Here is a 24,154-nt window from a genome sequence, read left to right as displayed (position 1 = left end):
GTTGGCCTCGGTATGGGGCGGGGGACGTGGAGTTGGATTGTTCCGGACGGGTTGTGGGATATCGCGGAGCCGCTGATCCCGCCGGCGAGGGTGCGGCCGCAGGGCGGTGGAACGCAGGACACGCCTGATGAGACGCTGTTCGCCGCGATCATCTACGTCCTGGTCAGCGGGTGCGCCTGGCCGCTTCGGGAAACGATCCCGAAGAGGCAGCGTCATTGGCGACGCGGCGGCCGCTTGACGGGCTGCGGTGATCAGGCTCCCGAGCGCGCCTCGCGGCCTGCTCCTCGCGCGCGCGGGGGATGGCACCCGGCACCCTGGACCTGAACGTCGCCTTCCGCCCGAAAGACGACGTCCAGGTCTCGGTCTTCACTCCCCGTTGCTCCCGCTGACCCGTTCGACCGGGATCCACAGCTGGGAGTCCGTCTCCGCGCCGATCTCCACCGGCTGTGTCCGCAGCAGCTCCGGACCCGGCCGGCTCGCGTACGGGTTCGAGGGGAACCACTGCGTGAACACGTCCCGCCACAGCTCCTGGAGGGCGCTCGGATACGGCCCGTGGTTGTCGAAGACCGCCCAGGCCCCGGCCGGTACGTCGAGGGCGTCGAGCTCCTCCGCGGCCACCTCGGGGCCGGTGACCACGCCGATCCAGTAGTCCACCTCGGCGCCCTCCTCCCGGCTGTCGGTCAGGTGCACCACCGCCGACAGGACCCCCTTCGGCTCCCCGTCGGCCAGCTTCTTCATCCTTACGATCGCCTGCTCGTCCAGGCTCTGCACGTGTGCCGCGGCCGCCGCGTTGACCCCCTCGTGCACGAGGGGGACCCGCGCCTTCCTGCCAACGACCCGAAACGCTTCCTTCTCGACGATCCGATACCGCATGGTCGTACTCCCTTCGACGACGACACGGAAGGACATGCGCGACTGCGCCGTGAGCGTCGCACCCGTGCGCCGGGCCTCGCCCGGCCCGATGCCGTGCACCGACCGGAACGCCCGGGCGAACGCCTCGCCCGAGCCGTACCCGTACCGCACGGCCACGTCGAGCAGCGTCCGCTCCCCGCCCAGCACCTCGGCCCCGGCAATCGTCATGCGCCGGCGTCGTATGTACACGGAGAGCGGCATCCCGGCGAGCGCCGAGAACAGGCGCCGGAAGTGGTACTCCGACGTCATCGCGATCCGGGCGACTTCGACGATGTCGACCTCCCGGCCGGCCTCCGCTTCGAGGCAGTGCTCGATGTGGTCGAGCGCCTCGTTGAGCTGCTCCAGCACGGGTGCGTGTCCTTCCCTCTGATGTCTTCACCGTATGAATCACCTCCCGCCCAGGGCCCGATGATCCGTGCCCGGAACGATCGGGTGACCGATGGCGTCACGAGCCCGGAGCGACGGGCGCGCGTCGGACTTGCGGTGTACGCCACGTCAACTGCTACGGCTTCGTGCGGGGCCGGAACCACCAGCCCCGGCGAAGGGCCGACATGGACGCCCACTGCCGTGGCGTCTGCCGCTTGTGGACCCCGAACGCTGATGCGTGCTGTCACTGGCGAGCGCCTTCTCCGTGGCTACGCCCGAAGGGCGCACGGGTGTGGTGTCGCGGTCAGCCGAGCAGGTGCTACCCGGCCTTGGTTCCCGGGGAGGCGGGCAGCAGCAGGCCTCAGACCGAGACCGAGAGCAGGTCCACCACGAAGACGAGCGTCGAGCCCGCCGGGATCAACGGCGAGGGCGACTGGTTGCCGTAGCCGAGGCGCGGGGGAACGATGATCTCGCGCCGACCGCCGACCTTCATCCCCCTGATCCCCCGGTCCCAGCCCTTGATGACCCTGCCACCGCCCACGGCGAACTTGAACGGCTGGCCCCGATCCCAGGAGGCGTCGAACTCCATTCCGGACTCGAAGGTGACCCCGACGTAGTGAACCCGGACAACCCTGCCCGGCTTCGCCTCAGGCCCGTCCCCGACGACGAGGTCCCGCATTGTCAGCTCCTGGGGAGCATCACCCTCCGGAAGGTTGATCTCGGGCTTCGTCGGTTCACTCATTGCGGCCTCATTCACCCTCCGCCGGAAGCCCTCGTACGGACCAGCCGGGCGCATGGTCACCCCATGCAGTAGATGATCAGGCTACCGAAATGCTGATCCCGTCGAGGAATTCCCCTTGTCCGCCAGGCCAGGATCTTGCGCTGGTCGAGGACGGCGGTCAGTGAGCCGGCCGGGCTCGGGACGATCAGTGCGGCCGCCCGGGTGCCGGGGACGGTGACGGTCTGTTCGTCGAGGGCGGTGAAGATGTCCTCGACCAGCCGTTCGGCCATCCGCGGTGCCTTCGGCCGTAACGGGGTGACCAGGCGGCGTCGGCGGGCCTTGCGGATCTGGGCCGGTGATCCGAGCCGCTCCAGGAGGGCCAGGACGGCCGGGTGCCGCAACCGCGGCCCCAGTACAAGGGGGGGAAGTCATGCCGCACCTGAAGGCCGGAGGCCCCATTGCGGAGCCACGAAAAGGGTAACGGGGGCCGAGAACTCTCCGCGGAACCTGGTGGGCGGTGCGGCCGTGACCGGGCAGCTGCTGAATCGTTTATCCATATCGTCGCGTCAGATGCACAACCGCTCCCCCCTTGCGGTGCCGCGACCGGCCCCGGGGCGCCCCCCGTCCCGGGGCCTTGCCATGGTCTGACGGGCAGGTGCGGGCTGCTATTGCCGGGGTCACCTTCAGTTTCGTATCCGCGGTGCAGCAGACACCACGCGTCCCGGTCGCGAGCGCCCCTCCCGGAGCGTCCCTCCCGGCGGCCGCGGCCGCCCAGCGCGGGTCCGGCGCGCGACGCGGCTGCGTCGCCCTGCCGGACGTTCGTCCGGTGCTGCGGCACGGCGTCCGGGAGCAGCCGACGGTCGTCCGGATGCGGCAGCCGCGGGGGGAGGGGCATCCTGGCTGTGTGACCGGGAGAGAGGCGTGACCTGGGAGCCGGACGACGGTGGACGGGCTCCGTACACGTCGGCCGTCCCTCGTGCCCATGTCGAGACGGGTGTGCGACGCTACCCCACGCTCGGTTCCGGCTGCGTGCCCGTCGGCCCCCGGCACGACGGGCCAGGGAGATGGCGGAAGCCGTCTGCGCCACCTCCGCGGGCGGTCGCGGGCCGCTTCGGGCGTCATCCTGCCGCCGCTGCCCGGACGGGAGCGGGCCCGGGACCCTTCCCGCAGATCGGGCGCTGCGGGCCGCCGTCGCCCCGAGCGGGGCCGGTGAGGCCACAGGCCCCGATGGCGTCGCGCCGCCGGACACGACTCGGCCCGCGCAGTGAGGGGAGGCGTCGTGAGCGAGATCCCCGGCTTCGGTGAACTGCAGGGGCCCCTCGATGTGTCCAGGGCGGCTACGGCGGTGCTCGACGGCGAGGGCCGGGTGGTGGGCTGGAGCCCGGCGGCCGCGGCGCTGCTCGGGTACGGGGCGTCCGAGGTCCTCGGCCGGAAGTTCGCCGACCTCGTGGCCGACGCCGCGGCGCCGGAACTCTCGCCAGGCATGCGGCGCGTGCTGTGGCTGCGTCACCGGGACGGGCACAGAGAGCGGGCTGCGGCTGCCGTCCTCCCCCTGTCGCCCGGCGGCGAGGAACCGGGCGCTGACGGCGCCAGTGGCCTGAGCGGCGGCGTCGGGACGCGACCGGCGTGCCTGCTCGCCATGGCCGAGGCCGGCGAGACCGAGCAGTGGAACGCCCTGCAGTCGATGCTGCGTGGGCTGGCCACCCAGTCGCCCGTCGGCCTGGCCATCTACGACACCCGGCTGCGCGTGGTGTGGACGAACGCCGCTCTCTACGAGGAGATGGGGCCCGCCGACTACGCCGGAGTCGGCCCCGACGACATGGTCACGCACGGTGTGATCGTCTCTCCCGACATGCCGGACACGCTGGAGGAGGTCATGAGCGAGGTGCTCACCACCGGCGAGCCCGTGATCGAACTGCACTACCGGGGCCGCCCGCCCTCCGCTCCAGACCGCGACCACGTCTGGTCGTGCTCGTACTACCGGCTGGAGGACCCGGCCGGATCACCGTTGGGCGTGTGCGAGGAGACGGTCGACATCACCGAGCGCTACCTCGCCCAACAGCGCCTGGACCTGCTGGTCCGGGCCGGCCGGAGTGTGGGTACGACGCTTGACATGAGCCGCACGGCCCGCGAGTTCGCCGCCGTGACGACCCCGTGGTTCGCCGATGCGGTCACGGTGGACCTGCTGGAGACGGTGCTCCACGGCGACCGGTCGCGTCCCGGTGCCGTGCCCGACACTCGGATGGTGCGGGTATGGCCTCACGAGGAGCCCCCCGCTGTACGCTCCGCCGTCTCCGCCGATGACCGTGCCCCGGCCGCCGGACGACCGGTTCGCGAACCGGGCCCGCTGGCCGTACCGCTCCGCACCGAAGGGACCGACCTGGGCATCGTGTCCTTCGCCTGGGAACACCGTACCGATCCGTTCGACGAGGGCGAACTGGCCGTGGCCGACGAACTCGTGGCGCGGCTCGCGGTCTGCATCGACAATGCCCGCCGGTATGCCCGCGAGCACGCCGCCGCCCTCGTGCTGCAGCGCAGCCTGCTGCCCAGGCTGCTGCCGCAACTGTCCGCGGTGGAGCTCGCGTACCGCTACCTGCCTGCCGACAGCCGGGCCGGGGTGGGCGGCGACTGGTTCGACGTCATCGCTCTGTCCGGAACGCGGGTGGGACTGGTCGTGGGGGACGTGGTCGGGCACGGCCTGAGCGCCGCCGCCACCATGGGCCGGCTGCGCACCAGCGTGCGCGTGCTGGCCCGGATGGACCTCGCCCCCGATGAACTCCTCGCCCGTCTCGACGACCTCGTCACCCAGGGCGGTAACGAACGGGCCGCGGTGCGCATCGAAGGCGAGGAACTGCCGGAAGACGAGGCCCTCGGTGTCACCTGCCTCTACGCCGTGTACGACCCGGTGTCCGGGACGTGCACGATGGCGCGGGCCGGGCATCCGCTGCCCGCCGTCGTCGACCCGGACGACGGCACAGTGACGTTTCCCGAGCTGCCGTCGGCTCCGCCGCTGGGGCTGGGCGGCCTGCCCTTCGAGTCCGCGGAACTGACCCTTCCGCCAGGCAGTGTGCTCGCTCTGTTCACCGACGGCCTCGTGCGAGGTCGTGACCGCGATGTCGACGAGCAACTGGGCATCCTGAGCGCGGTCCTGAGCCACTCGACGCGTCCCCTTGACGACCTGGGCGACGAGGCGGTCGACGCCCTGCTCCCGCGCCCGGCCGACGACGACGCGGCGTTGCTCCTGGTCCGCACCCGGATCCTCGGCCGGCACCAGGTGGCCCTCTGGGAGCTGACCGCCGACCCCCAGGCCGTCGGCCGGGCGCGGGCTGCGGCGTCTGAACAGGTCCGTGCCTGGGGACTCGACGACCTGGTCTTCACGACCGAACTCGTGGTGAGCGAACTGGTCACGAACGCCATTCGGCATGCCGCGGCAGGCCCGATACAGCTGCGCCTGATCCGCGACCAGACGCTCATCTGCGAGGTCTCCGACAGCGGCCTCACCTCCCCGCACCTGCGGCAGGCCGCCGGTGACGACGAGGGCGGCCGGGGCCTGTTCATCGTGGCGCAGACTACCCAACAGTGGGGCACCCGCTTCACGGCCACGGGCAAGGTCATCTGGGCCGAGCAGGCCATTCCTTCGGTGAAGCAGCCGACGACCGAGGGCCATGCCGGGTAGCGCTGCCGTACCGCTCAGGTGGCGCGGTGACGAGCCGACCGTCCGCGCGAGGTCGTCCAACCCCGCGGTCGACACTCAGCCGCCACCCCTCCCAGCGGTCGCACCCCTCGATGTGGACGGCGGAGTACGCTGCGCGGCGCCCGAAGGGCAAGACGAAGGCCCCGGGGTCACGGCATGGCCCCGGGACCGGCAGGCAGTCGGCCGGAGCCCCTGGAAGTTCATCCCGTTGCAGGGAAACGCCCGCAGCCCCTTCACGAAGCAGTCGGTCCTGCGCCACTGCGCTTCTAGCGCATTTCCGTCCGCGACACCACTCACGACCGATGCAATCCGGCCGTCGCAATCCGCCGTGTGAGTGCGGATCCCATCGCCGCGAACTGGTCGACACGCCGTCGACCTTCACCTACGCCGCCGCTCGCCGTGGACGGGTGCCCCGCCCGTGCCGGATTTCGAGGCAGCCGATGGCGCATAACGGTTCCTCCGGTCCGATGAACTCCAACGAAAGCCTGCATAAGTGAAGTTGGACGAAGTTATGCTCCCGCCCACCGGTCAGAAGGTCACCCTTTTCGATAGTTCGAGGACGCCGATGGAGCAAAGAGGCATTCCACCCGAAACCCCCCAACCGGCGGGTAGAAAGAGCCGGATGCTGCCGGCGATAGCGGCCCTGGCAGCCGCCTGCCTGGTCGGGGCGCTTGCCACCTCCTCGGAACCGGGCGGCACCGTCCTGATCGCCGCGGGCGCCGCGTGCACCGCGGCGGCGTTCGTCGAAGCGCTACGGCGCGGCCGCGCGCTCGACGCCCGCAGCGCCCAGGTCGCGGCGCTCGAGCACGCCCTGTCACGGCAGGAGGCCGAGGCGGTCCGCCTGTCCGCGCTGGTGCTCCCCGAGGCCATCGAGCGGCTGCGCAAGGGCGAGCTGGCCGAGGAGGTGTTGACCTCCCTGGGAGGCCGCGCCGGAGACGGCAACCGCTGGGGCGACGACCAAGCCCTGACCCCGCGCTTCAGATCCGCCCTGCAGGCCGTGCTGGCCCACGTCATCGACGCGGTCGACAACGAGGAGAGCCTTCGCGACTCGGCGCAGCGGGCCTTCGTGAACGTCGCCCGCCGCGTGCAGGCGATCGTCCATCAGCAGGCCCACGAGATGCGTGAGATGGAAGACCGGCACGGCAGTAACCCGGACGTGTTCGGCGACCTTCTGCGCCTGGACCACGGCACCGCCTTGATCGGCAGGCTCGCCGACTCCATCTCGGTCCTCGGCGGTGCACGCCCCGGCCGCCAGTGGAGCAGGGCCGTCACCTTGTACAGCGTGATGCGCGGTGCGATGTCGAGGATCATCGACTACCAGCGGGTTGAACTCCACTCGGTCTCCGAGGTCGCTGTCGTCGGCCCGATCGTGGAGCCGCTGATCCACACCCTGGCAGAGCTGCTGGACAACGCCACCCGCTACTCGCCGCCGCACACCCGGGTCCACCTCACCGCCGTCGAGGTGCAGTCGGGCATCGCCGTGGAGATCGAGGACGGCGGCCTGAGCATGAGCGAGGAGGCCCGCGGACGCGCCGAGAAGATGCTCGCGCAGGCGCAGTCCGGCATCGACCTCAACGACCTGGGCGAGACGCCGAGGCTGGGCCTGGCCGTGGTCGGCCGGCTGGCGCAGGCGTACGGGTTCCAGGTGTCCCTGCGTTCCTCCGCGTACGGAGGTGTCCGCGCTGTGGTCATCGTGCCGCAGCACCTGATCACAACGGTGTCCGCGGCCACCGGCCTCGCCCACGGCATCGGCTCCTCCTCGGGGCCCAGGGCGGTGGCCGCCACACTGCGCGAGTACCCCGCAGATCGCTCCGCGGCCGGCGTGTCCGCGCCCCGGCCGGCACGGGTTGCGGCGGCCGGGCCGGTGCCCGTCGGCGCCGGGCCGACCGCCGAGCGTACCGCGACCGGCCTGCCGCAGCGACGCCGGAAGGACCGTGTCACCACCTCCGAGACCCGGTCGCCCGCGGGCCCGCAGCCGACGGACGACAGCGGCCCCGGAATGTGGCTGGAGGCGTTCCACAGCGGGCTGTCCGGTGAGACCGCCCAGGACACGCAGGGCGCCCAAGGCGCGTCGGACACAGCGACCAAAGGGGCGTAAGCAGTGATGACTCAGCGAAGCAGCATGGACTGGATGCTCAAGGACCTCGCCGCCGGAGTGCCGCAGACGCGGCACGTGATCGTACTGTCAGCGGACGGGCTCTGCGTGGCGCAGTACGGGGCCGAGACCGACACGGCCGACCGCCTGGCAGCCGCCTGTGCGGGCCTGCAGAGCCTCGCCGGAGCCGTGGCCGCGGAACTGCCCCGCTCGGAGGGCCGGATGCGCCTGGTCGTGATCGAGATGGACGGCGGGTTCTTCTACCTGATGGCCGCAGGAAACGGCTCCTACCTTGCGGTCCTCGCCGACGAGGGTGTCGACGCGGGACTGATGGGCGCGCAGATGCGCAACCTGGTGACCCGAATGGGGGACCACCTGAGCAGCCCGCCCCGACACGACGGGCAGCCCGCGTGAATGAGCCGCCCGCAAGCTGGGAGGACGGCAGCCCCGAACGGCTCTACGTCATCACCGGCGGACGCAGCGGACCCTCCACCGCCGTCCATCTGGACCTCGTGACCCTGGTCGTGGCCAAGGGGACCGCCCGGCCCGAGATGCAGCCCGAGCAGGCAGCCATCCTGCGGATGTGCCAGTCACCGCTGTCGGTGGCCGAGATCGCAGCGTACGCCGGCCTGCCCGTGAGCGTCGTCACCGTGCTGGTCGGAGATCTGATGGCCGCACAGCGCGTGTACGTCCGTCCGCCCGTTCCAGCCGCGCAGCTACCCGACCTTGCTCTGATCGAGGCAGTGATCGATGGACTTCAGAAGCTCTGACCCGCCCGCCGGGCCGCGCCCCGCGGACACACTGCCGCAAACGGCGGCGGCCGCAGTGAAAGTCGTCATCGTCGGCGGTTTCGGCGTGGGCAAGACGACGATGGTCGGTGCGGTCAGCGAGATCAAGCCGCTGACGACCGAGGAGACGATGACCAGGGCGGGCGTCGGCGTCGACGACACCTGGGGTGTGGCCCGCAAGATCACCACCACCGTGGCCATGGACTTCGGGCGCATCAGCATCAACGACGAGCTCGTGCTGTACCTGTTCGGCACACCGGGCCAGGAGCGCTTCTGGTTCCTGTGGCGCGGGCTCTTCGAGGGAGCGCTCGGAGCGGTCGTACTCCTCGACACCCGCCGGCTGGAGATCAGCTTCGATGTCATCGGACGGCTGGAGGAGCGGGGCGTCCCGTTCGTCGTGGCCGTCAACTCCTTTCCCGACGCGCCCGAGCACCCGCTGGAGGAACTGCGCCAGGCCCTCGACCTTCCCCCCGCCATCCCGATCCTCGTCTGCGATGCCAGACGGCGGGAGTCGTCCCGCGACGTCCTGCTGACCCTCATGCGATACCTGCATTCCCAGGCAGCCACCCAGGAGGCAATGTGAGCACCAGCCCCACCCCACCGCCCGAGTGCCCCGCCCACACGGTGGGCGGCCTGTACCGCCTCCACGGAGAGGAAGCCCAAAGGGACCCCCTTGCGTTGTACGAGAAGCTGCGGGCCGAGCACGGGCCGGTGGCCCCCGTACTGGTGAACGGGGACCTCCCGGCATGGCTGGTCCTCGGTCACCGGGAGAACCTGGACGTGGCGCGCACGTCGTCGCGCTTCGCCCGCGACCCCCGGGGCTGGCGCGACATGAGAGAGGGCCGGGTACCGGCCGACACCCCGCTCGGCCCCATGGTGTCCTGGGTGCCGGTGTGCAACTTCACCGACGGGCCCGCCCACGAGCGGCTGCGCGCAGCCGTGGTGGAGTCCCTGGAGCGCTTCGACAAGCGCGGCATCCGCCGCTACGTGACCCGCTTCGCCAACCAGCTGGTCGACCAGATCGCAGGCGAGGGGCACGCCGACCTCGTCTCCGGCTTCTCCGACCAGCTGCCCATGCTGGTCATGACGCAGCTCATCGGGGCACCCGACGAACACGGCCCCCTGCTGGTCAACGCGGCACGCGACATGCTCCAGGGAACCGAAACGGCCTTGCAGAGCGACGGCTACGTCACTGCCACGCTGGAACAACTCGTCCTGGAGCGCAAGGCAAGGCCCGCCCGCGACCTCGCCTCGTGGTTGATCGAGCACCCCGCGAACCTGAGCGACACCGAAGTGCTCATGCACCTGCGCGTCGTTCTGATCGCGGCCTACGAGACCACCGCCAATCTGATCGCCAACACGCTGCGGACCGTGCTGACCGACCCGCGCTTCCGGGCGAGCCTCTCCGGAGGCCACATGACCCTGCCCGACGCGCTGGAGCAAGTCCTGTGGGACGACCCGCCCATCAACACGATCATCGGGCGCTGGGCCACCGGTGACACCCTGCTCGGCGGCCAGCAGGTGAAAGCCGGCGACATGATCCTGCTCGGCCTGGCCGCCGGCAACGCCGACCCGCAGATCCGGCCGGACCCCGACGTATCCATCCACGGCAACCGCTCCCACCTGGCCTTCAGCAGTGGACCGCACGAGTGCCCGGGCCAGGACATCGGACGGGCCATCGCGGACACCGGCATCGAAGTGCTCCTCGACCGGCTGCCCGACGTCCAGCTCGCCATCGATCCGAGCGAGCTCCAATGGCGCGGCACCCTCATGTCACGCCACTTGCTGTCCCTGCCGGTACGGTTCGCCCCGCGCTCCGTGCCGAACCCCGGGCCCTGGCCCGAGCAGCCGTCCGGGCACCCCGGGCACGCGCTGATCCCACCGCAGCCGACGGCAGCACCTGCGGTCCGTGCTCGCGACCGTGGCGTCCGCTGGTGGCGCCGGCTCTTCGGCCGCCGCTGAGCCGGCCCTCCGCGCCTGGGGCCCCGGCCGCACCGGCCGGGGCCTGCGGATCGCTCAGCCACGTACCTGCTGCCACCAGGACGCGAGGGCCGGCGGAACCGGCGGCTTGTTTCCGGCGACGCCGGGGGCGTTGCTGAACCGGAGATCGAACTGCGCGTCGAGGACGGGCAGTTCGTATCGGTTGCGCGGACTCGTGTACCGCGGTGCCCGGCTCTGCCACGCTATGGAACCGGCCACGTAGTGCTCCAACGCCGCCAGATGGCGCCGCAGTTCCGCGTCCGCTGCGCTCTCCAGCTGGGCCCGCAGCCTGAGGAAGAGGACCATCACCCGGTCGCGCAGGGCCACCGCGAGCGGCACCGCCTCGGCGGGGGAGCGGTTCTCCTGATGGGCGAGGACGTTGACGAGATTCACCTCCTGCGGCACCAGGTGGTCGTCCTTGTCGTAGGAAAAGAGGTCGTTGTCCGAGCTGACGACGAACCCTGCCGCGTCCGTCAGCGCCCTCACGGCGGGGGAGCAGAGCACGTCCGCCGGCAATCGGTCCCCGCGTGCGACGTCGGACCAGGTCAACGAGAAGCGCGTGCCGTTCGCCAGCGGCCCCATGGCGACGAAGTCGTTCAGCCCCGGCATGGTCCCGGCCTCGGCCTGAGCGGCCCGCCAGGCCGCCCCGAGCAGCCAGTCGCGCGTCCCCTCGACGAACCTGTGCAGCTCGTAGGGCGTGAGCATGGCGTGGGTACGGCTCACCAGGTCCATCAGCGCGCGGGTCATGGGCCCGTCCGGCAGCACCGACACCCCGGGGTCCTCGATGGTCCGCAGCAGCCGTGCCCCGTGTTCGACGACGGCACGCGTCCCCACCTCGTCGGAACCCGAGTCCTGCCAGTCGTCGACGGCGTTGGCCCAGTAGTTCCACTCGGTGAACAGCAGGAGGGCCTCGACGTTCCCCTCGGGAATGATGCGGCAGGAGAAGTCGGCGCTGTGGGTGGCGAGCCCCCATGCGCGTTCGACCGGATCGGGGTACAGGCCGAAGGCGTCCAGCCATTCCACGGCCCGGGCCTCCACCTGCTTCGCCTCGGGGTGGACGAGGTCGCGCTCCAGGGGACAGTAGAAGGGCGGCAGGCGCGTACCGAGGCGGGAGGGGCGCGGTGACTCGGTCATCGGCCGCCTCCGTTCCGGAAATGCAGCAGCCGCGTCTGCACGGCGTGGTCCCGCCACAGACGGAAGAACCTGCTGTGCGCGATCGTCGACTGCTCGAGCCGTTCGCCGGTCCAGGCGCCGGGTTCGACGTCGGCGCCCGCCTGGAGCCGGTCGAGCTCGGCGGTGTTCCACGCCATGGACTGGACCCAGAACTCCGCCACCGAGTCCGTCACGTCCTCGTCCTGCACCAGTTCGAGGCCGGCCGCCTCGGCCGCGGCCAGGTATTCCGAGCACCGTCCCAGCCGCGTTCTGTAGTAGCCGTCCATGAACTCGCGCCACGTGGAGCGGCCCACGAAATGCTCCTGGATCCCGAACCATCCACCGGGCTCCAGTGCCTTGGCGACGACCTCGAAGAGACGGGTCCGGTCGGTATAGCCGCTGCTCTCGTTGGCGTAGACGGCGTCGTACGCACGGGTCTCGTCCAGGTCGTGCACATCCGCCAGCACGGACTTCACCCGCCCCTCGACCCCTGCCTGTCGTGCGAACTGCCGCACGATCGCGATGTGTTCCGGCGCTACGGTGAGGCTGGTGACTGAGGCTCCGTGCTCCTGCGCCCAGTACAGCGATGTGCCGCCCAGGCCGCAGCCGATGTCCAGCAGCCGCCGGGGAGGCGCCTCGTACGCGCCCCAGGACCGGGCCGCGTGCTCGACGATCCGCTCCTGCGCGTCGAGCAGGTGCTGCTTCAGCGTGCTTTGGGAGACGGTGGTGTCCGGCGGGCTCTCGGGGTACAGCCCCACGTGGAAGTGCACGCGGGGGCCCGGGCCGTACTTGTGGAGGATCTCCTGAGTCTTGCGGCTGTAGTAGAGCTGCACAGGGTCGTCCCCGGCTGAGCCCTGGTCGCTGCCTAAGGACGATACGAGTGGTGTAACGCGCATGGGGTCCGCCCTTTCGTGGGGTAGGGCTCTCCGGGGCGCGCTGCTGCTCTCACCGCGTCCCGACCGGCACACTGTTGAAGCACGGATCATCGTGGCACTTCGTGGGCGGTCACGTCAGCCCACTGGACCAACGCGGAGCAGGGAGCTGCCCAAGAGGGCAGTTGCGGGCCTCGTACTTGTTCCGGCACTTCGACCAGCGCGACCGCGGGTGCTCGCGGAGGTCCCGCATGCGGTGCGGAACAGGGCGTGCGGCCCGTCGGTTGACCGCAAATCCTCACGTACTTCGCGTCCGCGACAGGAGACGGGTCAAGCAACACCCAAAGAATCCCGCCACTCTTGCCGCACGCCCTCACGCGCGCTTCACTGTCGGTCACCCCGCACGAGAGCCCCCGCCCCACGACATCGAAGGGTTTCCCTTGACTGCCGTACCCGTACGCCTGAGTGCCGTCACCGCCGCCGCTTGTGCCCTCGTCCTCGGCGCGGCCCTGCCGTCCTCGGCGATCAACTCGTACAACGCGACGCCGGCGCCGGAGCGCACCGAGGTGGGCGCCCTCGTCGCCACCTGGGACAACGACGACGACCCCACCACCCCGGACCGGGTCGACTGGGTCTGCTCCGGCACCATGATCGACGCGGACACCTTCCTGACTGCCGCGCATTGCACCACCGACTGGCCGGCGAACGTGAAGTTCTACGTCTCCCTCGACCAGGACGTGCAGGCGGGCCTCGACAAGGCCGCAGCCGAACACCCCGGCGACCCGACCGCCGTGGCGCAGGACGTCGCCGTGCAGGGCGTCGCCCACAACCATCCCGCGTACGCCGGCCCCGCATCGGACAACCACGACATATCGGTTGTGGAATTGCCTGCCGCCCAGGTCAAGGCGCGCTGGGCGTTCACCCCGGCCGTGCTCCCCAAGGCCGGAGCGCTCGACGCACTCGGCCCGCAAGGACTGCGCGCCGCTCCGTTCTCCGTCACGGGATACGGCACGCAGGAGGCCGTACGCGGCCCCGGCGGCCACACCCACCCCGGCGGCGGCGTCCGCATGAAGGCCCCCGTCACGTTCGACGCCCTCAACAACGCCTGGGTCCGCCTCGCCATGACCGCGCCCCAGGGCAACGGCGGGGCCTGCTACGGCGACTCGGGCGGCCCGAACTTCGCCGTCATCGGCGGCAAGTTCACCCTGGTCGCCACCACCATCACGGGTGACGGCCCGTGTTATGCGACCAACGTGTCGTACCGCCTGGACACGCCGGGCGCCCGCGCCTTCCTCTCTCCCTTCGCCAAGCTGCCGTAGCCGGCAACCCGAAACCCGCACCCCCACATTGCAGGGGGCCGGGGACAGCCCGACCGGGCTCGACCACCCGGCCCCCCGCCATGCCGCACCGGGCATGATGAGGGCATGATCACCATTCACCTGAAGTACGAGATCGACGCTGACAAGCTGGCCGACTTCGAGGAGTACGGCCGCCGCTGGGTCGGGCTGGTCAACCGTTTCGGCGGGACCCACCACGGCTACTTCCTGCCGAGCGAGGGGGACAGCGACATCGCCTACGCCCTCTTCTCCTTTCCCGATTTCGCCACGTACGAGCAGTACCGGACGGACAGCCTGTCCGATCCGGAGTGCCAGGCCGCGTTCGAGCTGGCCCGCGAGACCCGCTGCATCAAGCGGTACGAGCGCCGCTTCCTGCGGCCGCTGGACGGCGGCTCCTGATCCGCTCCGTTGCGCCCCGGGCCGGCGTGGGAAGAACCGACGCCGCTCGGGCGCTTGAGGACGTATGACACCTGGACACAGCATCACCATCGAGCAGGGCAGCGGGCACGTGCGGGTCGTTCGCGACGGGCTGGTGCTGGCGGAGAGCCGACGCCCGCTGGTGCTTCGCGAGACGGGCTGCCCCGTGCGGTACTACCTGCCGCCGGAGGACGTACGCACCGATCTGCTGACGCCGTCGACCACGCACACCCACTGCCCGTTCAAGGGCGATGCCCGCTACTGGTCCGTGCCCGGCGGGGCGGACATCGCTTGGGAGTACCCGGACCCGCACCCCGAGGTCGCAGCGATCAAGAACCGTCTGTGCTTCTACGAGACCGAGGTCCTCTGAGGCCCCTCCGCTGCGGTCACCTCCGGCGCCATGGGGGCCTGGCCGCTGACTGGCTCGAGTGGAAGGTCTGGCCTGGGGCGGCACATCTGACGCCACGATGTCGCATTGGACCCCACAGTCGAGTGGGGGAGTACCCGCTGCGAGGTAACTGATCGTCGAGGCCCTCGACCGTGCACGACCGCCACCTCCCGCCGGTGCCCAGTCGACGGCCCTAGACTTCACGAGCTGCGAAAACGCGACGGGGGAGCAGAGACATGGGTAGTGGTGCGAGTGGTGCAGCGGACGGCAGTTCTCCCCTGATTTCCGCGGTCCGAGCCGGAGATACCGCCCTGGTGAAGAGGCTGCTCCTGCAGGACGTTGACTCCGACTTCAGGGACGCCGCGTTCTGCCTGGCCGTCGGAACGTACTCGGGAGCCATCGCCCAACTGCTACTCAACCACGGCGCCGACCCCAGCCGGTGCGGACCGGGCGAACTGCTACCACTGCGCGAAGCGGTGGATTCGGGCTCGCCCGCGCTGGTCGAGGCGCTCCTGTACGACAGGAGTCGGGGCAGGTACAGCGAGTCCGAGCTCCTGGAGACGCGGGACCTCGCGCGCCGCTGGCACGAGGCGGGCGTGGACACCGAACTGCGGCGCCTCACGGGCTCCCGGGATGCTCTTGTCCGTACCCGCGTCCAGGACGACGAGTACTACAGCGTCGACGAGTACTTCCTCGGGGGGATGACTGTTCGCGATGGGCACGCGGCGATTCTCACGCATCTGGAGCGTCTGCTGGGCAGCCGCACCTCGTTCGAGGAGCTGATGGCACGCGCGTTGAACCACTACCAGGACCATGCCGCATGGGGGAATGCCGCCATCCTGCTGGCCAACCGTCGCGACCGGGAGACCTGGACGGCGGCCGCGGCGCTGCGCACACATTCCGATCCGTCCCGCCGTTTGTTCGGCGCTGAGGTGCTACGGCTGACCCACCTCTTCGACGACAGTGACGAGGACGCGTTCGCCGGCCCTGCCCTGGACCTCTTCACCGACTGGTCGACCGAAGAAGAGGACCTCGCCGTGCTCACCGAGGTGCTGGTCGCGCTCGGAGAACACGGCGATCCGCGCGCCGACGCGGCCCTCATGCCCTACGCCGGCCACCCCGACGCGGGGGTACGGTGTGCGGTGGCACGCGGGTTCGGCACATGGTCCGAGCTACCTGCCTTCACTGACGCTGTTCGTGAGGCGCTGCTGGTGCTGATGACGGACATGGACACCGTGGTCCGGCGGGCTGCCTGCCTCACGGTGGCCGAGGGAAGGGACCACGATCCCGTCTTCGCCAACGCCATGGCCGCTTTGCTGGACGACACGGACCGCCGAGTCCAGGTCACCGCAGTGTACGGGCTTGCGCTGCACGACGACGAGCGGTGCGTGGAAGCGGCACGCCGCCTTCCTCCAGCACCGCCCGGCACCCCGCACGAGTACGAACTCGACGCAGTGTGGCGATACGAGTGGCGCCGCGACGGCCGCTGACACCACGTGGACTCTGAGCGTGGCAGCAAGCGGCTTTCGCCGCCTACGCGCACCGTGAACCAGCCGTGCGGGGTGAGCACGTTGGAGGCCGCCGGAGCGTGAGGCCTCCGCCGCCGAAGTAGGCCGCCGACTTGGATCGCGGAGGCACTGCGCGCAGTGCTGTCGACGAGCTGGACTGCGTCAGCCTGCCAGTCGGGTGAGGGCCAGTGCGTGCGCCTTGTCGAGGGACTCGGCAGCAGCGCAAGGGACGTCCGGTTGTACGCCGGTGCCCTCCCAGTTCGTGCTGGAGACGGGGTTGATGGCGCGGCCGATGGGGATGGTGGCTTCCAGGTGTGGGTGCACGGTCCAGCCCTTGCACGGATGTGCGCCGCCGCGGGTGCGCTCGCCGACGACGACGGCGCGGCCGAGCTGCTGCAGGTCGTACGCCAGCTCCTCAGCGGCAGAGAAGGTGCTGTCACTGGACAGCACATACAACGGCTTGCTGCCACCGAAGCAGGCGCCGGGAACGTGCGGCAGGCTCCAGGACTGCTCGCTGTGCGCGCCGCCGCGCCAGTGCATGGTGTTGAGGTGGGTGCGCTTGTCCAGGAGGTAGCTGCAGACGAAGGCGACCGTGTCCGGGTCGCCGCCCCGGTTGGCGCGGAGGTCCACGATCAGTGCCCGGGCGCGGGAGGCCAGGGTGAGCGCGGCGCTCAGCGGTTCGGCGGCCCACTCCAGCGGGAACAACATCGGTGCCAGCTCCAGCACGGCGACCCCTCCGTCGAGCAACTGCACGCGGGGCGCACCGCCCAGCGAGGTGTCGAAGTCCCGGCGCATGGCGTCCAGGGTGGCCGCCCCCTGCTTCGGGGACACCGGCTCGGCGTGGTGCTTCAGCCTGAGGTGTCGGTCGCCATTGACGGACTGCAGGTCCGCGGTGACCAGACGGGCGAGCTCCTCGGCGTCATCGACGTCGTAGGCGCCCTCGGCGAGGCGTCGTTGCAGCAGGCCGGCCACCTGCTCGGCTATCTCGGGGAAAACGTAGTGCTCGGTCAGCAGCCGGGCTGTCTCGTCGATGAAAGGGGCAGGCCGAAGCTTCGTCACAGTCGTCATGGCTGGAGTAGAGCACTGCCCTTGCGAAAGCGTCAACGAGTTTAGACACTTTCGGTATGCGTGATCAGCCTTCGTACTTGCCCCCTCCCGAGGATGTTCTGGAGATCGGCGCGCCCGAGCAGTTCGCGGCGCTCGCCCACCCGTTGCGTCAGCGGTTGCTCTTCGCCCTGGGCCAACGGCCTGCCACCATAAGAGGGCTTGCGGCGCAGCTCGACGCGAAGAAGGGCAACGTGGCCCACCACCTCAAAGTGCTCCGCGAAGCCGGGCTGGTCCGCATCGCCGAGACCCGCCAGGTCCGCGGCGGCACCGAGCAGTACTACCAGCGCACGGCCCGCCACATGGTCGTCGCCGAACCTCAAGCGGCAGGCACCGCCGCGATGCTCGCCGCGGTCGCCCAGGAGCTGGACCGCTCGCCCGCCGAGACCCTCCTGACACTGCGCCACCTGCATCTCAGCCCCACGAAGGCAAGAGAACTCGGCGAGGCCCTCGCCCAACTGGTCGACGAGGCCGACGAAGATGCAGAGGACCGGCCCGTGCACGGCGTGCTGGTGGCGCTCTATCAGCAGGCTCGGCCGACCAGCACCACCAGTTCCGGCTAGCGGGGGCCACCTCGGTCACCACCAGCGCGGAGCGCCCCTCTTTGACAGCGAGGGCTACAAGCAGCGCAACACGTCGAACGATGCATCAACCGCTGGAAGCAGTGGCGCGGAATCGCCACCCGCTACGAGAAGACAGCGACCATCCACCTGGCAGGACTGCATGTAGCAGGCATTTTCCCCTGTCCGCACGGTGATCGAAACGAAACGAAACGGCCCGGGTCCGCGCCTTCGTGGGCATCGCCCACGAGCTGTGTTGAACGTGTTCAGAAAATCTGACAGCATGGCGTCCGAAAGGGCCTGCCAGACCGGGGGGACGTGGATCCGTCTGCCTTCGGGACGAGTTGGCCATGAGATCCGGAGGTCGGTACGACATGATCATCGCCTTGCTCGTCTTCTTGTTCCTGTTGTTCCTGGGCCTGATAGCGGCCGTCGTGCCGGGCCTGCTCGTCGGGTATGCCTGCGTCGCGGTGAGCGGCAAGCTGCCGCTCGCGGCGAGGGTTTCGTTGCTGGTGGCTCTGGCGATGGGTACGGCGGCGCTGTGGCTGGGCCTGGGGGAACCCGCCAGCGTCCTGCTTCCGCTGGCCATGTTGGTGTCGTTCCTCGCGACCCTCACCTCGGGAGCCTTGTTCCTCGGGCTCGAAGCCCGCAAGCGGCGCGCACCCCGGTACCCCGCCCCGGCGTGGCAGAGCTGGTAGCCGCCCGCCCCCGTTTCCACCCGCCGCCCTGCGGCCGCGGCCGCCTTCGCCGGGACCCTGCCCGCCCGTGCGGCCTCTTCACGCCCAGCTTGCCGAGCCGCCGCTGCTGCTCGTCGTGGCAGCCGGGCGGGGCGCCGTCGGCCAGGAGTTGGGTGAGGTAGGCGTAGTGGCGCTGCGAGCCTGGGGCTGCCGCCTGCGAGGTCCATGCTGGCCTCACCGGCGACAACGCCTGATCCGCGCGGGGGTCGTGGCTGTGGTGTCAGTGGGCCGGGCTATTCTTCCGGGCACCGCACACCGATCGTGAGGACCACCAGAAGTGACCGGCCTGTCCGCCTTCCCGCTGCCCTTCCAGACCACCCGTTCCCCGGCGTTCGCGACGCCCCGGACACTGCGGGAGCTGCAGATGATGCAGTGCAGCTCGCACCTGCGCGCGAAGCCCTTGTGGTTCGACAAGATGAACAACGCCGACATCGTCGCCCGCTGGACGCAGGAAGCGGTGGCGCAGGGCCTGACCGAAGCGCAGGTGCGCTACGTTCTCGCCGAGCTGGGGCACTACGCCGCGTTGCGGGACGCGCGCACTGGCATCGAGGTGTCCGCGGTCGACGGGGTCTGGCAGTCGGACACCCTCGTCGACGAGCAGCTCAGGTCCCGGTTGCGTGAGGCGGTCCGGGTCCTGGAAGACGTCCCCGAAGCGGAGCGGGACTGGCATCCCGGATCCGACGGCCAGGTGTTGGATCTCGTGCACCCCTCACTGTTCTGCCTTGTGAGGGAGGTGAGCGGAGGGCCCGAGCGGGCCTGGCAGAACCCGACGAACCACTACTCGAAGTACGAGTTGTCGGAGAGGTTCCAGTGGCTGCCCACGGACGTCGACGTCAGTGACGACGGGGCCGTCACCTTCCGCTCGTACGTCAATAACGTCCACCCCGAGGCGCATCGTGCACTGGCGTCCGTCCTGCCGGACGTGTTCGCGCGCCTGCGCCCGCTGTTCGAGAATGTGCTCACCGATCTGCGCCACCCGCGGCCCCTGCGGATCGAGGCCGATCCCTACGGCTGGTACGACTCGGAACCGGAGTATCCGCACCAGTCGTCCTACAGTGACAACGCGACCTACATGGATGCCCGCGCTGCCTGGGGAGAGGCCTATGACGCCTGGTTCGAGAACCGCCACCCGATCATCCCCGACGCCCCGGCCTTCAGCCCGCCTGCACTGCCCGACGCCTCCGCCCGGGTCGACCTGCGCGGCCGCCGGCTCCAGGTCATCGTCAAGCTCGCCACCGTCCACCTCACCCCGGACAAGCCCGAATACCCCGGCGGCTCCTGGCACGTCGAGGGCATGCTGAACGAGCGGATCGTCTCGACCGGCATCTACTACTGGGACAGCGAGAACATCACCGAGAGCCGGCTGGGATTCCGGACGGCACTCGACGACCCGAACTATGAACAGAACGACGACGCCGGGCTGCGCGAGGTCTATGGCCTTGAGGACGAAGACGCGCTGAACCAGGTGCTGGGCTCGGTACCGACCCCGTCGGGCCGCTGCCTGGTGTTTCCCAACGTCCTGCAGCACCGTGTGGACGCGTTCCGCCTCGCGGACCCCACCCGCCCGGGACACCGCAAGATCCTCGCGTTCTTCCTGGTCGACCCGGCGGAGCAGATCGTCTCGACCTCCGACGTACCGCCGCAGCAGCCCTGGTCCGACACATCGACCATGACGCTGGAGCAGGCCCAGACGTACCGCGAGGAACTCATGAAGGAAAGGAAGTTCTTCGTCGACGAACACAACGAGCAGCTCTACGAAAGGGAGTTCTCCCTCTGCGAGCACTGAACGTGTCGGTGTGACCAAGCTGCTGACATGAGAAGCGCATCTGCTCGGTTCCCGGCGGCCATGGATTGTGACGGTTCAAGTGCAAGGTCCGTCGGTGTGGCTGGGATGGTACTGCGGGCCTTGTCGATTCGCTCTCACCGCTGAGATGGCGGAGGCCCCGGCGAACTCGCTGCGCCAGGCCGTCGTCCAGCTCCCGTGCGCGGGAGCTGGACGGGCAGGCGCCGGTGCTCTGTTCGTGGTACCGGAACCGGAGCTGGACACGTCCGAGGGTGACCCTGCCACCGAGGCACTGCCTGGTCCGTCGGCCATCCGCGATTGAAGGATCTCCCCGGCAAGGTCGTGCGGATCACGCACCTGCACGAGTTCCACATCACCGACGAGGACCCTCTGCTGTGCGCCGCGGTCGACCGGGGATGGGAGCCGTTGCCGGCGTCCGAACTCGGCGATGACGATCCGCGGGACTTGATCGGGGGCCGTGATGACTCTCACCGAGGATCCGGATGTTGCCGGAGCCGAGGCGCTCGAGGACCAGAGTTCTGCGGAGCTCCTCTCCGTCGAGGACGGAGATGAGTTGGCTGACTGGAGCACGCGACCGGTCATCACACGGTTCACTCACGGCTGGCGTCTGCGAGAGCAGCGAACCAGGCCTGCGGCCGAGGCCAGGACCCCGAACTTCGCCGCGCTCTTCGCCACCCAGGACTCCCCCTGCAAGGGCGAAGGCCGCGGCGTGGGAGGTCTTCGATCGGCTGCCTCCGCTTACGCGGACGGCCGACCACCGTTGGCGGCTGCGGATGGCGCGTGCTTTTGACGACCTGCCGTTGGGCGCCAATCCCGAAGATGGCAGCTGTCATGGACGTGCCTGTTCACACCAGGTGTGGTTGTGCAGGTCAGGGCTTCGGCAAGATCAAGATGGTTCGCGCGAACGTCATGCCATGGGAGGGGGCGGCGTCCCACCGCGGGGCGAAACCGCCGTCCACCCGTCGTCCCAACCCTTGCTCCATCTATCGAGATTCGATAGATTCCCATCGCAACTCGATGGAAGGGTGGGTCATGCGAAAGCTGGCAGTGCGTGCGCTTCGTGCCGTGCTCGTGGTGGTGCTCGCCGGCACCGTGTTCGTACAGGCAGGGATGGTGTGGGTGTTGGTCAGCGGGAGCGACCCGGAGGATGGGTCGCTCCCGCTGACCCCGCTGCGCGTGATCACGATCCTGGGCATGGTGTCGGCCCAGTTCGCCCTGGTCTGCGTATGGCGGCTGGCGACGATGGCGCGACGCGGAACCGTGTTCTCCCACGCCGCCTTCCGGTACGTGGACGGCGTAATCGGCGCGATCGTGGCAGCCGCCCTGTTGTGGCTCGCGGTCACGGTCCTCAATGCGCCGGGCCAGCGGGACGACCCGGGCGTCACCGTCATCATGGGCGGGGCTGGCGTGGCCATCCTGGGGATCGCGCTCATCGTGCTCGTGCTGCGGATGCTGCTCGCCCAAGCCGTCGCGCGCGACGCCGAAGCGGCGCAGATGCAAGCCGAGTTGGACGAGGTGATCTGATGCCGATCGTCGTCGACATCGACGTGATGCTGGCCAGGCGGAAGATGTCCGTGGGCGAGCTCGCGGACCGAGTCGGGATCACGCCCGCCAATCTGGCGGTACTCAAGAACGGCCGCGCCAAGGCGGTGCGCTTCGCGACGCTCGCCGCGCTCTGCGAGGTGTTCCAATGCCAGCCGGGCGACCTGCTGCGTTGGGAGGCCGAGGATGCCGCGGGCGGATGACGTGCGCCAGGCTGGCCGTGGATCGCCGATCACCCGCAGCACCGTCCTGACCCCGTTGGGCATACGGCACGCTCTGGTCGTCGTTTCGCGCTGACCGCGTGCGCGGTTCTGGCCGGAGCGGCCTCCCTGCCGGCTCACCTGCTTCCAGCCTCTGCTGGAGACCCTCGCCGACCTGGCGGGCGTGGTCGTGACCAGCGACACCATGCGCACCCAGCGCGAGCACGCCAGCTACCTGCTCGGCCGAGGCGCGCACTACATCGTCATCGCGAAAGGGAACCAGAAGAAGCTCCGCAAGCAGCTCAAGTCCCTTCCGTGGAAGCAGACCCCCTCCAGGCGCACCCGCGACACCGGCCACGGCCGCAGCGAGATCCGCCGCACCGAGCCGGGATGCTCAGCCGTGTGAGGCCTCGGCTACGTCGACCGCTTCGGAGCCTTCGCGATGCATCCGCTCAACCCCCCAGGCGCCGAGCGGCCCGAGCGCTTGATTGAGCGTGCGCCCGTGCTCAGTCAGGGAGTACTCCACCCGCGGCGGCACCTCGGCATAAACCTCCCGGTGCACGAGACCGTCCTCCTCCATCTCGCGCAGGTGCTGCGTCAGCATCTTTTCGCTCACTCCTGGCAGACCGCGACGGAGCTCAGCGAAGCGGCGTACGCGATGGGCGTCAAGTTCCCAGAGGATCAGTCCCTTCCACTTGCCGCTCACCACGTCGAGCGCGGCGTCGATGCCGCAGATGTAAGGCCCGTTTCTCGGCGCCTTGGCCATCACCGATCCCCCTTACGAAAAGGTAAGTACCGCAGAAAGTAGTGGGTACTTCCGAGAGTAGTGGTGCTCTACGAGCATGGAGGGGTGAACGAACAACAGGACCACACCACCAGGCACAACAGCGCTGTCACCGTGATCGGGCTTGGCCCGATGGGCCAGGCGATAACCCGCACCCTCCTCACCGCCGGCCACCCGGTCACCGTCTGGAACCGCACCGCCAGTCGGGCCGACGGCGTCGTCACCGACGGAGCAACACTCGCAGCGACACCCAGCGAGGCCGTCGAGGCGAGTGACGTCGTGATCCTCAGCCTCACCGACTACCCGGCGATGTACGACGTTCTCGACAGCGCCACCGGATCGCTCGCCGGCCGGACGCTGGTCAACCTGAGCTCTGACACTCCCGACCGCACACGCGAGGCAGCAACCTGGGCAGCGGGCCACGACGCCGCCTTCCTCACCGGAGGTGTCATGGTCCCCGCGCCGATGGTCGGCACGGAGGCAGCCCATGTCTACTACAGCGGCCCCGACCAGGTGATGGAGAACCACCGGGCGACGTTGGCACTGCTCGGCACACCGAAGCACCTGGGCGAGGACCCGGGCCTCGCCCAGATGATGTACCAAGCCCAACTCGCGGTGTTCCTCACCACCCTGTCCGGACTGATGCACGCCACCGCAATGCTGGGCACCGCAGGAATGAAGGCCAAGGAAGCGCTGCCAGAGTTGCTCTCCTCCGCCGACTCGATCGGCGACATCCTGAGGGCTGGTGAAGAGAACCCCGGCACCGCGCTTGATGCTGGAGAGCATCCGGGCGACCTCAGCACGGTCACCATGATGGGCGCGACGTCCGACCACATCGTCGAGACCAGCACGTCACTCGGCCTCGACCTCGCGCTCCCCCTGGCCGTGCAGGCTCACTACCGGCACGCGATCAAGAACGGACACGGCAGCGAAAACTGGACCCGCATCATCGACAGCATCAGAGGACCGCGCTGACCAAACGCCTTGCACATCACGGCACCTGCTGACGCAGAGTGGCGGCAGGCGGTCCACGTGCAGGACGCGGGTGGAGGAGATGCTGGGCGGTTGGGCAGCCGTCTGAGGGCGGGTGGGGGCTTACCGCCTACGGCGAGCCTGCCGCGGCACTGCGGCGTGCTGCCCGGACCTTGTGCCAAGGATTCCGGGCCCGGGACTGGGCGCGGTCGGGGTACTCG

23 protein-coding genes and 2 pseudogenes are annotated in these 24,154 nt (G+C 69.7%); 18 read left to right on the top strand and 7 right to left on the bottom strand.

Features of this window, described 5'->3' with window-relative positions:
• Nucleotides 1-12 precede the first annotated feature (12 nt).
• Nucleotides 13-184 (top strand): annotated as a pseudogene (locus ACIPUC_RS00935) (transposase); the annotation flags it as partial.
• 182 nt (nt 185-366) lie between these two features.
• On the opposite strand, the gene ACIPUC_RS00930 reads toward ACIPUC_RS00935, so the two are convergent.
• From ACIPUC_RS00930 to ACIPUC_RS00920, 3 genes and pseudogenes are all read right to left on the bottom strand, one after another.
• A complete protein-coding gene (locus ACIPUC_RS00930) occupies nt 367-1,260 on the bottom strand; it encodes an AraC family transcriptional regulator (protein ID WP_446586047.1) in 894 nt (297 codons plus the stop codon).
• A 379-nt stretch (nt 1,261-1,639) separates the two neighbouring features.
• Complete coding sequence (locus ACIPUC_RS00925) at nt 1,640-2,020, bottom strand: FKBP-type peptidyl-prolyl cis-trans isomerase (RefSeq protein WP_446586046.1); 381 nt, start codon at nt 2,018-2,020, stop codon at nt 1,640-1,642.
• Between the two features lie 125 nt (nt 2,021-2,145).
• Nucleotides 2,146-2,415, bottom strand: a pseudogene (locus ACIPUC_RS00920) (IS110 family transposase); the annotation flags it as partial.
• A gap of 863 nt (nt 2,416-3,278) precedes the next feature.
• Here ACIPUC_RS00920 and ACIPUC_RS00915 point away from each other — a divergent pair.
• The 6 genes from ACIPUC_RS00915 to ACIPUC_RS00890 all read left to right on the top strand — a co-directional run bounded on the left by ACIPUC_RS00915 (nt 3,279) and on the right by ACIPUC_RS00890 (nt 10,538).
• Complete coding sequence (locus ACIPUC_RS00915) at nt 3,279-5,675, top strand: SpoIIE family protein phosphatase (RefSeq protein WP_446586045.1); 2,397 nt, start codon at nt 3,279-3,281, stop codon at nt 5,673-5,675.
• 640 nt (nt 5,676-6,315) lie between these two features.
• Nucleotides 6,316-7,791: a sensor histidine kinase gene (locus tag ACIPUC_RS00910; RefSeq protein ID WP_446586044.1), complete on the top strand. Its 1,476-nt coding sequence runs from the start codon at nt 6,316-6,318 to the stop codon at nt 7,789-7,791.
• Nucleotides 7,792-7,797: 6 nt separating this feature from the next.
• Complete coding sequence (locus ACIPUC_RS00905; RefSeq protein WP_446586043.1) at nt 7,798-8,202, top strand: roadblock/LC7 domain-containing protein; 405 nt, start codon at nt 7,798-7,800, stop codon at nt 8,200-8,202.
• Entirely contained in the window at nt 8,199-8,558 is a 360-nt protein-coding gene (locus ACIPUC_RS00900; RefSeq protein ID WP_385340231.1) for a DUF742 domain-containing protein, read from the top strand. The genes ACIPUC_RS00905 and ACIPUC_RS00900 overlap by 4 nt, the downstream gene beginning before the upstream one ends.
• Entirely contained in the window at nt 8,539-9,159 is a 621-nt protein-coding gene (locus ACIPUC_RS00895; RefSeq protein WP_446586042.1) for a GTP-binding protein, read from the top strand. Before ACIPUC_RS00900 ends, ACIPUC_RS00895 begins: the two co-directional genes overlap by 20 nt.
• Entirely contained in the window at nt 9,156-10,538 is a 1,383-nt protein-coding gene (locus ACIPUC_RS00890; RefSeq protein WP_446586041.1) for a cytochrome P450, read from the top strand. The genes ACIPUC_RS00895 and ACIPUC_RS00890 overlap by 4 nt, the downstream gene beginning before the upstream one ends.
• Before the next feature lie 54 nt (nt 10,539-10,592).
• Here ACIPUC_RS00890 and ACIPUC_RS00885 read toward each other — a convergent pair whose 3' ends face one another.
• Together ACIPUC_RS00885 and ACIPUC_RS00880 are read right to left on the bottom strand one after the other, a co-directional pair.
• On the bottom strand, nt 10,593-11,690 hold the full coding sequence (locus ACIPUC_RS00885; RefSeq protein ID WP_446586040.1) for a terpene synthase family protein: 1,098 nt from the start codon (nt 11,688-11,690) through the stop codon (nt 10,593-10,595).
• Complete coding sequence (locus tag ACIPUC_RS00880; RefSeq protein ID WP_446586039.1) at nt 11,687-12,541, bottom strand: SAM-dependent methyltransferase; 855 nt, start codon at nt 12,539-12,541, stop codon at nt 11,687-11,689. The genes ACIPUC_RS00885 and ACIPUC_RS00880 overlap by 4 nt, the downstream gene beginning before the upstream one ends.
• 479 nt (nt 12,542-13,020) lie before the next feature.
• Here ACIPUC_RS00880 and ACIPUC_RS00875 point away from each other — a divergent pair, with 479 nt between their 5' ends.
• The 4 genes from ACIPUC_RS00875 to ACIPUC_RS00860 all read left to right on the top strand — a co-directional run bounded on the left by ACIPUC_RS00875 (nt 13,021) and on the right by ACIPUC_RS00860 (nt 16,212).
• A complete protein-coding gene (locus ACIPUC_RS00875; protein ID WP_446586038.1) occupies nt 13,021-13,899 on the top strand; it encodes a trypsin-like serine protease in 879 nt (292 codons plus the stop codon).
• Between the two features lie 105 nt (nt 13,900-14,004).
• Nucleotides 14,005-14,316 (top strand): NIPSNAP family protein, encoded by a 312-nt coding sequence (locus tag ACIPUC_RS00870; RefSeq protein WP_446586037.1) that lies wholly within the window; start codon nt 14,005-14,007, stop codon nt 14,314-14,316.
• 64 nt (nt 14,317-14,380) lie between these two features.
• Nucleotides 14,381-14,704: a DUF427 domain-containing protein gene (locus ACIPUC_RS00865; RefSeq protein WP_446586036.1), complete on the top strand. Its 324-nt coding sequence runs from the start codon at nt 14,381-14,383 to the stop codon at nt 14,702-14,704.
• Nucleotides 14,705-15,036: 332 nt separating this feature from the next.
• Nucleotides 15,037-16,212 carry a HEAT repeat domain-containing protein gene (locus tag ACIPUC_RS00860; RefSeq protein WP_446586035.1) on the top strand — a complete coding sequence of 392 codons (1,176 nt, stop codon included), beginning with the start codon at nt 15,037-15,039 and terminating at the stop codon, nt 16,210-16,212.
• Nucleotides 16,213-16,392: 180 nt separating this feature from the next.
• Here ACIPUC_RS00860 and ACIPUC_RS00855 read toward each other — a convergent pair whose 3' ends face one another.
• Complete coding sequence (locus ACIPUC_RS00855; protein ID WP_446586034.1) at nt 16,393-17,298, bottom strand: S41 family peptidase; 906 nt, start codon at nt 17,296-17,298, stop codon at nt 16,393-16,395.
• A 56-nt stretch (nt 17,299-17,354) separates the two neighbouring features.
• Between ACIPUC_RS00855 and ACIPUC_RS00850 the strand changes: the two genes are divergently transcribed.
• From ACIPUC_RS00850 to ACIPUC_RS00825, 6 genes are all read left to right on the top strand, one after another.
• Nucleotides 17,355-17,897, top strand: a complete 543-nt coding sequence (locus ACIPUC_RS00850) for an ArsR/SmtB family transcription factor (protein WP_446586033.1) — start codon at nt 17,355-17,357, stop codon at nt 17,895-17,897.
• Nucleotides 17,898-18,268: 371 nt separating this feature from the next.
• Nucleotides 18,269-18,592 (top strand): hypothetical protein, encoded by a 324-nt coding sequence (locus ACIPUC_RS00845; protein WP_446586032.1) that lies wholly within the window; start codon nt 18,269-18,271, stop codon nt 18,590-18,592.
• Nucleotides 18,593-18,908: 316 nt separating this feature from the next.
• Nucleotides 18,909-20,417: a DUF4246 domain-containing protein gene (locus ACIPUC_RS00840; protein ID WP_446586031.1), complete on the top strand. Its 1,509-nt coding sequence runs from the start codon at nt 18,909-18,911 to the stop codon at nt 20,415-20,417.
• 1,050 nt (nt 20,418-21,467) lie between these two features.
• Nucleotides 21,468-21,959, top strand: a complete 492-nt coding sequence (locus ACIPUC_RS00835; protein WP_446586030.1) for a DUF2975 domain-containing protein — start codon at nt 21,468-21,470, stop codon at nt 21,957-21,959.
• On the top strand, nt 21,959-22,180 hold the full coding sequence (locus tag ACIPUC_RS00830) for a helix-turn-helix domain-containing protein (protein WP_446586029.1): 222 nt from the start codon (nt 21,959-21,961) through the stop codon (nt 22,178-22,180). The genes ACIPUC_RS00835 and ACIPUC_RS00830 overlap by 1 nt, the downstream gene beginning before the upstream one ends.
• 187 nt (nt 22,181-22,367) lie before the next feature.
• Nucleotides 22,368-22,583, top strand: a complete 216-nt coding sequence (locus ACIPUC_RS00825) for a hypothetical protein (protein WP_446586028.1) — start codon at nt 22,368-22,370, stop codon at nt 22,581-22,583.
• Here the strand turns inward: ACIPUC_RS00825 and ACIPUC_RS00820 are convergent.
• A complete protein-coding gene (locus ACIPUC_RS00820) occupies nt 22,572-22,943 on the bottom strand; it encodes a winged helix-turn-helix transcriptional regulator (protein ID WP_446586027.1) in 372 nt (123 codons plus the stop codon). The genes ACIPUC_RS00825 and ACIPUC_RS00820 overlap by 12 nt on opposite strands.
• 84 nt (nt 22,944-23,027) lie before the next feature.
• Here ACIPUC_RS00820 and ACIPUC_RS00815 point away from each other — a divergent pair, with 84 nt between their 5' ends.
• On the top strand, nt 23,028-23,936 hold the full coding sequence (locus ACIPUC_RS00815; protein ID WP_446586026.1) for an NAD(P)-dependent oxidoreductase: 909 nt from the start codon (nt 23,028-23,030) through the stop codon (nt 23,934-23,936).
• Nucleotides 23,937-24,154 lie beyond the last annotated feature (218 nt).

The sequence above is a fragment of the Streptomyces sp. LARHCF249 genome (assembly GCF_052871255.1).
The sequence above is the reverse complement of the archived record's forward strand: the minus strand, read 5'-3'. Positions and strand labels throughout refer to the sequence as shown.